The 13,364-nt window shown below is 64.8% G+C and carries 12 protein-coding genes; all 12 read right to left on the minus strand.

The window, feature by feature from the left end; all coding sequences use genetic code 11:
- Nucleotide 1: 1 nt before the first annotated feature.
- The 12 genes from M3A49_RS35260 to M3A49_RS35315 all read right to left on the minus strand — a co-directional run bounded on the left by M3A49_RS35260 (nt 2) and on the right by M3A49_RS35315 (nt 13,013).
- A complete protein-coding gene (locus M3A49_RS35260) occupies nt 2–1,144 on the minus strand; it encodes a type II secretion system F family protein (RefSeq protein WP_266233008.1) in 1,143 nt (380 codons plus the stop codon).
- The gene (locus M3A49_RS35265) at nt 1,141–3,174 is read right to left on the minus strand and encodes an ATPase, T2SS/T4P/T4SS family (protein ID WP_323183459.1); all 2,034 of its coding nucleotides are present in this window, start codon (nt 3,172–3,174) and stop codon (nt 1,141–1,143) included. Before M3A49_RS35265 ends, M3A49_RS35260 begins: the two co-directional genes overlap by 4 nt.
- A gap of 200 nt (nt 3,175–3,374) precedes the next feature.
- Nucleotides 3,375–3,878, minus strand: coding sequence for a hypothetical protein (locus tag M3A49_RS35270; RefSeq protein WP_266233010.1), 504 nt, complete (start codon nt 3,876–3,878; stop codon nt 3,375–3,377).
- Nucleotides 3,879–4,116: 238 nt separating this feature from the next.
- The gene (locus M3A49_RS35275) at nt 4,117–5,415 is read right to left on the minus strand and encodes a hypothetical protein (protein WP_266233011.1); all 1,299 of its coding nucleotides are present in this window, start codon (nt 5,413–5,415) and stop codon (nt 4,117–4,119) included.
- Between the two features lie 9 nt (nt 5,416–5,424).
- Complete coding sequence (locus M3A49_RS35280; RefSeq protein ID WP_266233012.1) at nt 5,425–7,041, minus strand: type II secretory pathway protein; 1,617 nt, start codon at nt 7,039–7,041, stop codon at nt 5,425–5,427.
- A 2-nt stretch (nt 7,042–7,043) separates the two neighbouring features.
- On the minus strand, nt 7,044–7,694 hold the full coding sequence (locus M3A49_RS35285; protein WP_266233013.1) for a toxin co-regulated pilus biosynthesis Q family protein: 651 nt from the start codon (nt 7,692–7,694) through the stop codon (nt 7,044–7,046).
- Nucleotides 7,695–7,700: 6 nt separating this feature from the next.
- Complete coding sequence (locus M3A49_RS35290; RefSeq protein WP_266233014.1) at nt 7,701–8,117, minus strand: lytic transglycosylase domain-containing protein; 417 nt, start codon at nt 8,115–8,117, stop codon at nt 7,701–7,703.
- A complete protein-coding gene (locus M3A49_RS35295) occupies nt 8,117–9,352 on the minus strand; it encodes a TrbG/VirB9 family P-type conjugative transfer protein (protein ID WP_266233015.1) in 1,236 nt (411 codons plus the stop codon). Before M3A49_RS35295 ends, M3A49_RS35290 begins: the two co-directional genes overlap by 1 nt.
- A complete protein-coding gene (locus M3A49_RS35300; RefSeq protein WP_266233043.1) occupies nt 9,349–10,161 on the minus strand; it encodes a transglycosylase SLT domain-containing protein in 813 nt (270 codons plus the stop codon). The genes M3A49_RS35295 and M3A49_RS35300 overlap by 4 nt, the downstream gene beginning before the upstream one ends.
- On the minus strand, nt 10,151–11,428 hold the full coding sequence (locus tag M3A49_RS35305) for a TrbI/VirB10 family protein (protein WP_266233016.1): 1,278 nt from the start codon (nt 11,426–11,428) through the stop codon (nt 10,151–10,153). The genes M3A49_RS35300 and M3A49_RS35305 overlap by 11 nt, the downstream gene beginning before the upstream one ends.
- A gap of 2 nt (nt 11,429–11,430) precedes the next feature.
- Nucleotides 11,431–12,312: a TrbG/VirB9 family P-type conjugative transfer protein gene (locus M3A49_RS35310; RefSeq protein WP_266233017.1), complete on the minus strand. Its 882-nt coding sequence runs from the start codon at nt 12,310–12,312 to the stop codon at nt 11,431–11,433.
- Nucleotides 12,309–13,013 carry a type IV secretion system protein gene (locus M3A49_RS35315; protein ID WP_266233018.1) on the minus strand — a complete coding sequence of 235 codons (705 nt, stop codon included), beginning with the start codon at nt 13,011–13,013 and terminating at the stop codon, nt 12,309–12,311. Before M3A49_RS35315 ends, M3A49_RS35310 begins: the two co-directional genes overlap by 4 nt.
- Nucleotides 13,014–13,364: the final 351 nt, after the last annotated feature.

The following is a 13,364-nucleotide window of genomic DNA, read 5'->3' on the forward strand; positions in this document are numbered from 1 at the left end:
CTTAATTGGAGGTGTTGCCGGTCGCGGCGCCGAGTGCGTTCTGCATACTCGTGACGCCGGTGACGACGTATGAGCCGACACCGATGCCGATGAACGCCGCTGCGGCGATGCCGAGCAGCACGTAATGGGTAATCCGGGCGTTGCGGCGCACCGCCTCAACGACGCGATCGAGCGAACTGCGCCCGAGCGACTTGATCGCATCCACGAAGTTGTCGCGACGCTCTGCGTCGGCGATGCGGTCGACGAGCTCTTCCGAGAAGATGCCTGTCGCGAACGCGCGCATGGGTAGCTCGGGCGAGGCCTTCAGGCGTCGTTCCATCGTCGAAATGTGCCAGCGCAGCCACGGGTCGGCGTGCCGGCGCAGGCGCCCAAGCGCCCCCGCGAGCGTGAGCCCCGAGTCGAGCAGGCCCGACAACGAGACGATCAGCAATGCGGCGCGCAGGTCGCGGCGGTTTCGCCACATCAGCGGCGTCGCATCGATGCGGTTACGCAATGTTCCCGTCCAGCGCTTGAGGCCGTAGTAGTACGAAAACACACCCGCTGCGAGCAGGCACACGTTCAGCATCCAGTAGTCGTAGCAGTACGTGTCGACCGCATACAGCACCTTGCCTGCGGGCATCCACTGTTCGAGCGGCCGCACCTCGAGGACCTGCGGATAGACCATCCCGCCAAAGAGCATGCTCAGGCCGTACATGTAGCAGAGCAGCACCATCGGATAGGCCATCTGCATGGCCGTCGTGCTCGACAGCACGCGCTTGGCTGAAGCCGCCATCTCGCACAGGTCGAAACCGCGGCGTGCCGCGTCATCCTTGTCGGAAGCGAACGCCAGATCCAGCAGCGAATACTCGTCGACGGGCACGAACGGCTTGATCGCGAGCGCGAGCCCATCGCCCTTGCGCATGCGCTCTTCCATCTCGTCGTAGGCGAGCCAGACGATCTGCCGGCGATCGCGCGCACGCTTTTTGAGCACCTGGAGGCGCTCGATCAGCGTCTCGCGGTTCCGCAGTCCCGTGGCCTGCTCGATGTCGAGGCGTGATTCGCGATAAAAGCCCTCGCGCGCCTTCTGGAAGCGCCACCTAGCGATCTTGAGTCGCTCCGCACGCGGCAGGCGCATGCAGATGCCATAGAAGACACGGCCAATCACGATGGCATCCTCCCGTCACGATCCGGCAGCACCGTGTAGACGCGGAACGGTTTCATCGAGCGGTCGATGAAACGAGGATCAATCAACCCCTGCGAAGCCTTGTAGAGCGCGTGCTCATAGATCGTCTTGCCCGTCATGTCGGCCGAATCGAAGCCTGAGACCCGTTCCTTGCGCCACGCCGCCTCGGCCCCACGCCAGTCGCGTACAACGATGTGTTCGAGGAACTCGGGCGTGGGCCGGTAGAGCTCCATCGCAAGTGTCTGGCCCTTCGTACCCCCCGCCACCTTGCCGTCACGCGTGAAGAGCCCCTTCTTGCGGCAATGCTCACAGCCATCGTCGTTGCGGCATGCCATTTTCGACGTATCGAGGCCAAACTTCGTGCGCAGCAGCTCAAGCTCGGCTGGGCTCATGACGTCGGCCGCAGGCTTCTTGCAGTGCGGGCAAAGCATCGGAATCAGCTTCTGGTTGCCCACCGCGTTGATGAACTTGTCGGATGCCACTTCGTCCGCTGCCAGCCGCAGGCGATCACCCAGCAGGCGCATGAAGACGCCGATGATGCTGTCCGCGTGGATCGTGGTGCGCACCGGGTGGCCGGTCAGCGCAAGCTCGACAACGAGACCTGCAATGGTCGAGTCGAGGATTTCCGCGACGGTCAGATCGTCCGGGTCCATTCGCATGAGCGTGCGGATGATTGTCGCCACCTTGCGCCGGAAATCTTCTTCGGTTTCGTCCAGCCCGCGCGGCACGGACTGGTCCGAGAGCCACGGCAACGGGTACTCCGAAGGCATGCTCACGGCGTACTGCTTTTTGAGCTCGCGCCCATCGACCATGTACGAGAGCGCCCGCAGCAATGTGCTTTTGGCGGAGCCGGTCTCGCCGGAGATAAGCACGGCACCACCGCTGACGTGCCCCAGCGATTCAATGATCGCGAGCTGGCTGGTCTCGAGCCCCATCGTGTCGGGCATGCGCACGGTGTAGTTGCGGAAGTTGCCGTCCAGGATGCGCATCGCCACGTCGAAACCACCCATCTGCGGGGCGCTCTGCCAGCGCAGGTTCAGCGTGGCAGTCGCGAGCGCGAGCGGGATCATGGCCGACTGCGGCGCGGTAGGCTGGAATGCGTTGCCACTGTTCGTGTTGCTCTGGACGAGATCCTGGTAGGCAGCCGACAGCGCGCGGAGAACGGTCGCCTTCGGCATCCGGCGATAGGTATAAAGGTCGCCGTCAACGCGAAACCGGAGTTCCGCATCGGACTGGTAATCGCGTGATTCCCAGTGCACGTCGCTCGAACCGTATCCGTGTGCGGCGTCATTAACGTCCCTGAAGAGCGCAAGCGCGCGCGAGCCTTCGGGAACGTGGTTCGATACCCGGATGCGCGCCCGGTCGTAAACGTCGGCGATGACGGCGGCCGTCGCCACCATTTCCTCACGCACCGTGATATGCACGCGCTTGAGGTCGTTCAGATAGGTCGCATACAGAGCGGTTTCATGAAACTCGCGCGTTGCGATCACGACGGCCAGGCCAGCCTGCATGTCCACTGCCACGAACTCGCGGCGTGCCTCCGGCGTGATGCGCAGCGTCGCCTCGGGCGTCGTGTCGCAGAGGATCCGCTTGAAGTCGACGAGCGCCTGGGCCGAATTCAGCCGCGGCATGCCGACCGGCGTGTACTCGATGTCCGGGATCGCGAGCGCGTGGCCATCTGCGGCGGCAGGCTCGGGCGTGTCGCGTGGCTCGCTTGTCTCGGCGCGCCGTTCATCGCTGGCTGCGCTTTCACGAATTCCGTCAAATGGCGTATGCGCATCGATCACTTGCGCGCGCGCCGAATCCGTCGGCACCTCGGCGCGGACGTCTTCTTCGGTACCGCGCTGTCCATCGCCTGCAGCCTCAGCTGCGCCGTTCGCGCCTTCGACAACGGATGGCTCCGCACTTCGTACTTCGATATCCTCGACAACCGGGGGTGTGGCCGCTGCCGTGGCATGCAGATCGGGAGCGCCCGCCTCACCTGCCCTTTCAAACGACTCCACGTCGGTCACGGCCGCATCGCGCAGATACGCGCCGAGGGAGCCTGCCGGCGCGCCAGGTCCCTTACGTGCCGGACGCGTCGCGCCGAACGCGGGCTCCACCGGCACAGCCGATTCCGACTCTTCGACGAAGCTGCCGCGCCACGCGCGAAGACGCGCCATCATCCCGCTACGGGGCTTTTCGTTGCCTTCCAGATTTCCAAAGAGTGACATTACTGCCTCCCGAAGCTTGAGACCGGTTGAGCCATGCTCACGCCCGGCGGCAACGGCGACGACAGGTCACCAAGGGCCGAGCCGGTCACGAGCATTGAACTTGAGGACTCCTGTGAGTTGCTGCTCATTGGCACGCTCCATGTGCGTTTGCCATCGGCAACCGTGACCGAAAGGCCATCGACACGGCGCGCAGTCCAGCCGTTGAGGAGCTTCTCGCCAAGGCGTGCCGGGTAGACCGCGCCGTTGTAGTCGTACAGGACGTGCTGCCCGTTGCCGTCGGCGAATGCACCGACGAACGTGACGGGCGACGTGCGCGCTCGGGGCACATACGGTCGCACGACAACTGCCGGCGCGCTCTCCACCGGCGCGGGCGTCTTGAGCGTGACGGCTGCACTGCTCGCGGGCACATCGCCATCACCCCGAAGTGCACGCGTGAGCTTGCTGCGTGCGAGGTCGTCGATATCGCGAAGGGTAAGGTGCGTTTCGCCGTTTGCTCCCGGCACGCTGGCCGGACCGGATGTCGATGCGGTGGCTCCGCTCGCGGACGTCTGCGGCGATGCCTGCGCTGCCGTCGTCGCTGTAGTTGCGGGCGCAACTGCGGGATGCGAAGTCTGCGGTGCAGCGACGGAAGCGGGTCCCGGAGCATGAGCGATAGCCGAGTCGAAAGACGGCGTCGCCGCGGACGCGGTGTGCGCCGCCACGGCAGCGACGGCGGTCACGGCCAGCGCCAGGCGAAGTGATTTATTGGACGACATAGTATTTGCCCTTCGCAACGAAATGGATGCCGACCTTGCCCAGTTCCTCGGGTGCGGCGGTGTCGAGTTTCACGTTCAGTGATTCGAGCGTCATGTTTGGCGGCAGCGCCGTGAGCAGTGGCGCCTGCCACCTGTAACCGTCGATCTCCCAGCGCCCTTCACGCAGCAGCGCGCTGTGCCGCTCGCCCGCTGGTGGCGGCGACGCGAGCAAGGGATGACTCGGTTCGAGCTTCACCTCGTAGCCGAAGCTCTTCAGATCGAGCGGCTTGACGGACATGCGCTGCGGCGGCGTCTGCAGCATCTCGATGAGCCGTTGTTCATCGGGCCAGGCCTTCATGCCCGTCACGCCCAGCGTGGCGGTGCGCGGAAGGGCCGGGCCACGCGCGTACAGATGCAGTCCGTTAGGCGCGAACGTGACAGGCTGCATCGACGCCGGCGCAGTGCGCGCGAAGTCCTCGAACGAGCCGCCCGCGCGCTGATAGGTGAGCGAGCAGAAGCCCGTTGACGGGCAGTCGGCCTTCTCGAACTGCCAGCCCTTGCGATTCGTGTCGATGTAGTCGAGCAACGCCAGCGCATCGGGCGCCAGTTGCGATGCGAGGGGCATACGGCCCGCAAACACCTGATGCATCGCCTTTTCGTATAGCTGGCTCCAGCTGGGCGCCGCGTTCACGATCGGCGGCGGGTTGAGCGCACCCCACATCTCCTTTGCCCCAAATCCCGCGATCGCAAGCGCCAGCAGCACGACGATGGAATTCGGAATGCCCGCAGGCACGCGCGCGATCCGGCCAGCTTTCTTCTGCTGCAGCAATTCCGCGGGGCTGAAGGGCTCATCTCCCGGCGTGATCGCATCGCCCGAGGCCAGCACCGTGAGCGGCAGTCCGAGCTTCGCGCTCTGCTGTGCGATCTCGCCGCGCCGCTTCGCCGCTGCGGCCACCGTCACGACCTCGTCGTGGCGCACCGCGCCGCGCACCACGTGAACAAGGTGCACCTGCGCGCCGTCCTGCATGAGCACGAGCACGGCAGGCTTCGCGCGCACCCGCTCGAGCATCGCGACACGCGCGGCACCCGAAAAAAGCTTTACCCGACGGAGTTCGCCCGTGTCCGGCGCGCAGAAACCGCCGATGAGTTCCGCGCCCACCTTCATTTCGACGTAGTGCGTCGCGGAGAAGTCGCCCGCATAGCGCGTGCGGCTTTCCTTTGCGCCTTTCTCGGGATAGGCGCTCCAGTCCAGGCCAAACGCCAGACGCGAGCGCTTTTCGCCGGGAAGCGGTTCGGTGATATGCATGTCCGCCTCTTACATCGAGGGAACGACGGTTGCCGTCAGCATCACCACCTGGAACGTGCGCGACTTGTTCCACGTACCCGTGAGACCGGCGAGGCCCGCGTTGGTCGTGCTGTCGGCGGTGTCCGTGACAGCGCCATACAGGACGACAGTCTGCCCATCCGAAAGCGCGATGGTCTCGTCGTCCTTGCTGCCGATCGTGTGTGCGAGCTGGATGGCCTGCGCCGTCTGGCCCGAGCCTGCGCCCGCGGTAGTGAACGGTCCGTTCTGCTTCGAGCTGTCACGCCAGTACGCGAGCAGGATCTGGTTGTGATCGTTGACCGCTGGCAGGATGTGCAGAAAGTCGCCGGTCGTGAGGGTGCCAGGCGTGAGGCCCACGACACCGCTCGACGTACCGGTAATGCTGCCGGACGACGGTGAGGTCGTGCGCAGGTAATCGTCCGACTGGAAGTTCGCTACCGACACCGGCAGGCCGTTGAGCGTGAGCTTCGAGACGGTGTTGTCGGAAACCGTGCGGCCATACTGGTTCAGGGCGTTGATGACCGCGTTCGTGCCCGAGAACGGCGCGTTCGGCTGCAGGACCGAGAGGCCAACCGTGCCACCGCCCGAGGAGAGCGACGTCGGCGATGCAAAGGTCACCGCCCACTTGGCCAGCCCTCCCTGAATGCTGTTGTAGACGATGTCGGCGTTCACCCCCGACTGGGTGCCCCGGTTCAGCGCAATCTGGATGGTGCGCACGCGCAGCATCACCTGGCGTGTGGAGATGGCGTTCTCGCGCTTGAGCATGTCGCCCATGCGGTCCGCTGCTTCCTTCGTGTCGTACACGATCACAAGGCGGCTCTGCGGATTCACAGTGATGCGACCCATCGGGGACTTCAGCTGATTGAGCGTGTTCTCGATCGACTGGATCTGGTCGAAATCGCCCTTTCGCCCGCTCGACGTCATGGCCGAGAAGGACCCGGTGTCGGTGCTCGCGCCGCCCGTCGAGCCGGTCGACTGGTTGCCCGTCGACGTGTCCGTGCCCTTGGACATCCGCGATTCGATCGACACCTTGCCGGGAATCGCGGCGATCTGGTACATGCGCGTGACGAACCGGTTGATGTTGATGGTCGAACCATCGAAGGACCAGTCAAGGCCGAGGTTCTCCGTCACGTCGTGCAGATAGCGACCGATCCCGCACGATTCGCAGGGCTGGTCGTACACCGGGTTGTCGTACACCTTTGCGCCGAAGCTCGCCTGCACGTTCTTTCCGTCGCTCGATGCGCGCGGAATCAGGCTGTCGCGCGCGATGAACACGTCAGGGCTCACACGCACCGGATAGCCGGAAGCGTTCGACACCAGCGTCGCCAGTGTCTTCATGTCGAGCTTCGGCGGAAACGTCACCTTCTTCTCGCGGAACACCGCCGGCAGCGTCGCCTCATACGCGAGGGGCACCGGACGATCACCGAGGAACGCGGTTTGCACAATCTCAACGAGCGGAATGCCATTTCCCGCGCCGTCGAGCGCGGCACCCGCTGTCGCATTCGCGTGGTCGTAGGCGCCATTGACGTCGCCTTGCGTGACGGCGCAGCCCGCGAGCGCTACGGCGCAGGCCGCCGCGATCAGGGTACGGATGGGATAGAGACGCATGATCACTCCTTGCAGTTGGCCGCGCGGGCGATCACGCGAACGACGTTGTTGGTGTGCCTGCACACGCGTGCGGGCGTGCGCATGTGGTCGGTCGCCTGCATGACCTGCGTGAGCACCGAGCGGAAGTCGCCCGAGAACGACGCGTTGAATTCGACCGGCAGGTCGTCGTCGATCTTCCACGCGAGCTGCCAGCCTTCGGTCTGCAGCCAGCGGTCGAGCGCATTGCGCAGGTTCGTGTCCTGCGGCGTGATCGTGAAGGACACCATGCCCGTCGGTTCGCCGCTTGCCGCACCGGGGACGACCACGGTCTTCACGTCAACGGATACCCCAGCTGAGGCCTGCGGCGTGGCGGGCGTGATCGGCGCGGCCGAGGCGAGAACCGTCGGCGCGACGGGCGTCTGGCCGGATACAGGCGCATGGGCGGGTTGCTGTTCGGGCGCTGCGGTGCCGCCGCTTGCCGCCTGAGGGGCTGCCGGCGCGCCGCCGCTTCCCAGCATCTGCCAGCCGTCGCCTGCGGGCGCGGGCACCTTCGACTGGTCGGGTTGCATGGCGGCCACCGCCATCGTCACGGCGCCAGCGAGCGCGAGTGCAAGCAGGGCCTGCGCGATCTTCCGGGCATAAAGGCCGGAATCCTTCGGGAAGTGTTTGCTCATGATTTTTTAGTGACCCTGCAGGCGTCGGTAGATCGAATTGGCGTAGACAAGCTGGCGTGAGCTCGACGTCGCGTTGTACGCGCCGACGGCTTTCCAGGTCGGCCCGAACTGCCGAAAGTTCGAGGCGAGAATCCACGTGCCCACGTAGGCATTCACACAGGCGTTAAAGAGGTGTTCGCGCTGGATGCCGAAGCGTGCGAGCTTCGGAAACCACGAGGAGTTGATCTGCATGAGGCCGATATCCTCGCTGCCGTTCGCATTGACGTTGATCGCGTTCGCGTGCATGCCGGACTCCTGTTGCGCGATCGCGCGCACGAGGCGCGGGCTGATATGGCGGTATGCTGCAGCGTCATCGATGCAGTCGGCCCGCGTCACGGCGGGCAGGACGAGAAGCGCGATAACAGGCAGGACGGCGTAGCGCATCACGAAGCCGCCCCCGCGCGTTCGAAGTACTTCACGTCGTGACGACGAAGCACGCTCACCGTATTGCCGTCGGCTGTGACGATGAACTGCTCCGAGGTGCCGTTGAACCTGTAGAAGCGGCCCTTCTGCTCGCCCGAGCCCAGGTGATGCACGTCCGCAACCGTGACGTTGATGACCGTCGGCGCAAACTTGAAGTACGTCTGCCCGCCTTCGTCGAAGACGGCTTCGAGGTGCGCGCCGTTGCCAGCCGGGAAGTCATAGACGGTGCCCGCACTACGCGCCACCTCGACGCGGTTCGTCGGGTCAGCGACAACGAAACGATCGGCACGGTCGATCGTCATCACGCTGGTATCCGCATCCCACTTCGGATGCAGCGAGCTGCCATCCGCGCGCGTGAATTTCAGGTCCTTCGGTTTTGCGGCAAAACGGATCTGCGTGTGCGTGTCGTCGCCATCGCGGATCGCGTTCGCACCGAAGTACTTCGCGAGGAGCGACTCCGCTGCAGGCACCGCTGCGACAGCGTCCGACGCTGCCGAAACCGGGTCGGCATGCGTCACCGTTGCCCCCGCATAGGCCAGCGCACCGGACTTCTCGACCTCGCGGCGCAGACGCACATGGCGTCTGTCGAAATCCACGTCTGCAAAGAGGCCGGTCTGCATCATCAAACGGTCAAGCGCGTGCATCCAGTTCTCGCCAGGCTGCGTCTCGAAGCGGTTCGCCGCGGTCAGGTCCACATCCTTCTGCGCGGACCCGCTCCAGCCCTGTGGCACCAGCGCCTTCACGATCGAGGCCACCGGCATGGTCCCGTTAAGGCTGCGCACCGGCTCGAGCGCGCCACGCTCGCCGATGAGGGCGAGGCGCCCGCTGAATCCTGCGAATGCTGCCGGCTGATCGTCGCCCGCGCCGGGCACCACGCCGTGACCGCCGATGAACGCGTTCGCGCGGTTCCAGGTCGCGACAGCGGTGTGGCCCGCAACGCTAAGCTGGATCGTGGCCGGTGTTCCGTCGACCACCACATAGGGGCCTTCCTGATGGCTGCCCGCCACCGAGATCGTCTGGCCGGCGCGCGGCTGGATATAGGTCTTTGAGCCGTCGTTGAAGACAAGCGCGGGCCGCTCGGCGATGCCGCCCGCGATCTCGTAGTCGAAATCGAACGGGTCGGTATTTGCCGCAGAGGCAAGCTGCGCAGCACCGATGGCGCACAGGGTCGCGAGAGTAAGAAGCCTGCGCGTCATAGGCCTGCCTGGATCTGGTTGAGATTGCGCACGAAGCGCGCGAGATACGCGCTACCCGGCACCGGGTTGGCGCTGTGGTAGTAGGCAATCGCCTTCGCGATGGAATGCGTGCGGTCGTAGTTCTCGTTGAGAATCGCTTCGGCAACGTGGATGTTCGTTGCGGGCGCCAGCGCATCCCAGGGCGAGGCGAAGCGCTGCCGGTGGTAGCACCAGTTCACCTGCATGATTCCGACGTCGAAGTCGCACCGGCCCGCCGAGATGAGCGCGTGGATCGCGCCATACGCGTCTTCGCGCGTGCGGAAAAAAAAGCCGCGGCCCGCGACGTTCAGCGTCCACGGCCATGCGCGGCCCTTGTAGGCCGATTCGTTCAGTGCGATGCCAGCGAGCACCTTCGGATCGACGCTCGTGTGCAGCAGCGCGAACGGCGTGACGGCGTTCGCGCACGCCCACCCGCCACGGCCCTCCGTGATCGCGGCCTGCGCGTCGTCGTCGAGCTCGTCGGGCTGCAGCCAGCCGCTGCGGATCATGAGGCCCGCGAGCGAGACGTCGTGCGCGTCGACCGACACGGTTATTCCGGCGTCAGGCGTGCTGCGCACACTCTGGCCAACGAGGGGTGTAGCCCAGGCGTCGAACGCGGCCAGACCGCAGTACAGCACGGGCTTGCCATCCAGCGCCGCAACCTCGCGCGTACCGCTCGAGGACAGCACGAGCGATACCGGGCTGATGAGTTGCGCGATCGAGGCGGCATGCGCCACGCCTGCGAACGCGAGTCCGAGCGCCATGGAAGCGAACGCGCGCCTAGCCACGATACGGCTCCAGGTGGATATCGCGGTTCACCTTGATCATGAAGCGCTCGCCCGGCTTGATCGTGATCGTGGGCGGGATGTTCTGGTAGCGGCTGAGGATCGACTGCGACGTCTGCGCGGCCACCTGTCCCGCTGTGTTGCCCACCTGCGTGACGCCCAATGGGCCGGTCGTGGTCGAACTCGTGTCGCCGTTGGTGAAGTGGTTCAGCAGGATCGCGGTCAAAAACGACGCACCGAAGATCTTCAGGAAGTGGTTGTTCACGTCGCCGGAGAAGCCGGCGTAGCCGTTCTGGTCTGCACCCTCAGAGCCATAGAGCGGTACCTGCTTGCCGTTGGGCAGACGCATCTCGGTCGCCGCAACGAGGATGCTCTCCTGGCCGACCTTGATGTCGCTCTGATACGGCGCGGTAATCATGGTCCCCTTCGGTATCATCAGGCACGTCCCCGTCACGCTGTCGTAGATATCGCGTTCGACCATCAGTGAGGCACTGCCGGGGCGGTCCGAATTCTCGCCTTCCATGACGAGCACGCCAATGTGATGCGGCGGCGAGAGCGTGCATGTGCCGCTCTGTCCCACGAAGCCAGCACTGAGGAAACCCTCGCCGGAGGCCGACTGGGCTTTCGCATCCTTGATGAACTGAAGATCGCGCTGCGCGTTCGACGACGCGCCGGCGGTCGCCTGCCCCATGGCAGCAGCGAGTGCCCTGGCCTGTGTTTCCGCTGAGGCTGTCGCGGACTGCTGTGCTGCCGCGGCCTGCAACGCCATCTGCGCGGGCGTCAGGACGCCCCCCACTCCGGTCGCGCCATTGGCCTGCGCGTTCGGATCGTCCTTGACCTTGTGGCCGGGGATGAAGATCGGCGAGGCGTAGACGGAGTCGTCGCGCGCGTCGGCCGCGAGCGTTGGGGACGTGTGTTCCTTCTGGAACTGGTCAAGCGAAAGGCCGGGCTTCGCCGTCTCGGGCGTGCTGGACGACGCAGCCGCCGCGCGTGCCTTGCGCTCGGCCTCGCGCGCCGCTGCCTGCTGGTCCTGGATGATCTTGTCGATGTCGTTGCCGTTCGGCGTGCGATCGACGGATGCAGCCGTCTTGGCCGCCTTGTCGGCTTTCGCATCGGCATCCGCCTGCGCTGCCGCCCTCGACTGGTAGTAAAAGCCAAGCGCACCGATCAGCAGCGCGAAGAGCAGGCCTGCACCGATGAGCGCACCGCGGGGCGATTTGCCCTTCGTGACGCGCTCCTGATCGGAGACGGGCTGCGGGTTCTGGTTCGTCATGCTCAAAACCCGAAGATGCCGCGGCGACCGCGCGTGATGGTCACCTCGTCGCGCGAGGCGCGCAGCACGATCTTGTCTGCGAGCTGCTGCACGACGATGTACTGGCCACGACGGATGAAGTTCGGCGCGACGTCATCGCCGTGATCCTTGACGATGGGCACCGCGAACGGCGCGTCGGCCGGCAGCCGCAGCCAGACAAACTTGCCGTCGTCGAAGACGGTCTCGGGCCTGAATGGCGCGGAGCCCGACACCGTGTAGTCGAAGTTGAGCTTGTCAGGCGTCACGCCAAGCGGCCCGGAATCGGTCGCGCTGCCGGTGCCAGCATCGACCGGTCCATCCCCCGCCTGTTCTCGCGCGCGGACCTTCGCCATCAGGGACTCCTGATAGTGAAACCGTACACGCTGGTAAAAGAGACCGCCCGCCGGTGAGGAAATGACCGTGAAGTCATACGTGCGCATGTTCGTCTTGAGATGCAGCGTATTGACGAGACCCGGCCGCACCGGCTTGACGTACACCTCGTTGGCGCCATCGGTATCGACGATCCAGTCCACCGAGTCGCCCATCGCGGGGTCCACGATGAGCTTCTCGCCGGGAGCGAGTTCAATGGTTGTGAGCTTGACCGGCGCGGTCAGGAGCTTGAACACCTGGTCGCGGCTGTAGTTGAAGACGGCAATGCGGGCGTCATTGGGCATCGTTACCGGATCGACGCCGCTGTTGTACGGATTCACCGGGCTCATCGGATCGCCCATGATCGCGCCGACATCGAGCGACGCGCCGCCCGGCGACAGGGGCTTGCGCGCGGCGTGCGCAGCGGGTGCGGAGAACGCCAGCGCGGAGACGAGCGCAGCCAGCGGCAGTAGGGATCGGTTTGCCGGTGTCGTCATGCGGTTTTCTGCAGCGTGAAGAACGGGAAGAAGATCCCGAAGGGGTTGGTGCCAACGGCGTCATCAGAACTCGCCGGGACAATCTGGTAGCGCAGCGTCAGGGCGTAGTGCTGCTCGACCGCGCGGTCGGCCGGGAACTGCGTCGTGCTCGTCGTGAACTCGACAACGACAGTCGAATCGTCAAGCACCGACACGTTGCCGACCCGCACCTCACGTACGAGTTTTGGGTTAGCCGTGATGGTCTGGAATGGCGCGTCCTGCTTGAGCCACGTGGCGAACTGGTTCTTCCCGTTGTCGAGCATCTGCGCCTTGACGGCGTTGATGTTGCGCGCAAGACGCGACGTCTCGATGGTCGGCGTCAGCACGGGCTCGATGGTGAACCAGCGCTGGACCGAATCCGCGACGGAGGAACGCAGCGCCTGGTCGTCGGGCTTATATGCGGCCAGTTGCCGGATGAGTGGCCGTCCACCTGCGTCAGCGGAGATGCCGTAGGACTTGACCACCGACGGCGGCGGCTGTCGCGTCCATACAGCGCCCACCGCCACGAATGCGAGGATGAAGTTAAGGATCTTCGAGTGGTTGAGATCGACGCGCAGGCGCGTGCCGCGATCGAAGATGATCTTTTCGGGATCCTCTTCGGAGTAGCCGCCCGGGGCTGTAGAGAGGGCGACCTGCTTTCGGGAACGACGGAACAGGGGCATGACGCGCGCGCAAGACGAGTTGGTTCGCGTCAATTGAATCAGCGCGGCACCACCCGTCCCGGGGCAAAAGCCGAGCTATTTTGCATACCATTAGGCAACAGGATCTGGCGAGCCGACAAGTTGCAGGCGCCTGCAACGGTTTTCGCGGAATGGTGATGTTTTTGTGGAGCTTTCCACTAGACGCGCGCTGAACCAGAGAACGATCCAAACGGCCCGAAAAGTGTTCCAAAATTTGCACGCTAATAGAATGACCTGCTGTCGAAGCGTATCCCTTTAAAATCAAATAGCTACAACGCATTTTATGCGCCATGAGGGCAAAAAAAGTTGCAGGCGCCTGCAACTTTTTTGCGA

Origin of the sequence: Paraburkholderia sp. CNPSo 3076, assembly GCF_026343935.1 — a bacterium.
Classification (GTDB): domain Bacteria; phylum Pseudomonadota; class Gammaproteobacteria; order Burkholderiales; family Burkholderiaceae; genus Paraburkholderia; species Paraburkholderia nodosa.

What these genes read in the sequence shown, in the direction of transcription:
- M3A49_RS35295 (WP_266233015.1), bottom strand. Translation starts at nt 9,352, where the DNA reads ATGACGCGCAGGCTTCTTACTCTCGCGACCCTGTGCGCCATCGGTGCT.
- M3A49_RS35305 (WP_266233016.1), bottom strand. Translation starts at nt 11,428, where the DNA reads ATGACGAACCAGAACCCGCAGCCCGTCTCCGATCAGGAGCGCGTCACG.
- M3A49_RS35280 (WP_266233012.1), bottom strand. Translation starts at nt 7,041, where the DNA reads ATGCGTCTCTATCCCATCCGTACCCTGATCGCGGCGGCCTGCGCCGTA.
- M3A49_RS35275 (WP_266233011.1), bottom strand. Translation starts at nt 5,415, where the DNA reads ATGCATATCACCGAACCGCTTCCCGGCGAAAAGCGCTCGCGTCTGGCG.
- M3A49_RS35310 (WP_266233017.1), bottom strand. Translation starts at nt 12,312, where the DNA reads ATGACGACACCGGCAAACCGATCCCTACTGCCGCTGGCTGCGCTCGTC.
- M3A49_RS35315 (WP_266233018.1), bottom strand. Translation starts at nt 13,013, where the DNA reads ATGCCCCTGTTCCGTCGTTCCCGAAAGCAGGTCGCCCTCTCTACAGCC.
- M3A49_RS35290 (WP_266233014.1), bottom strand. Translation starts at nt 8,117, where the DNA reads ATGCGCTACGCCGTCCTGCCTGTTATCGCGCTTCTCGTCCTGCCCGCC.
- M3A49_RS35285 (WP_266233013.1), bottom strand. Translation starts at nt 7,694, where the DNA reads ATGAGCAAACACTTCCCGAAGGATTCCGGCCTTTATGCCCGGAAGATC.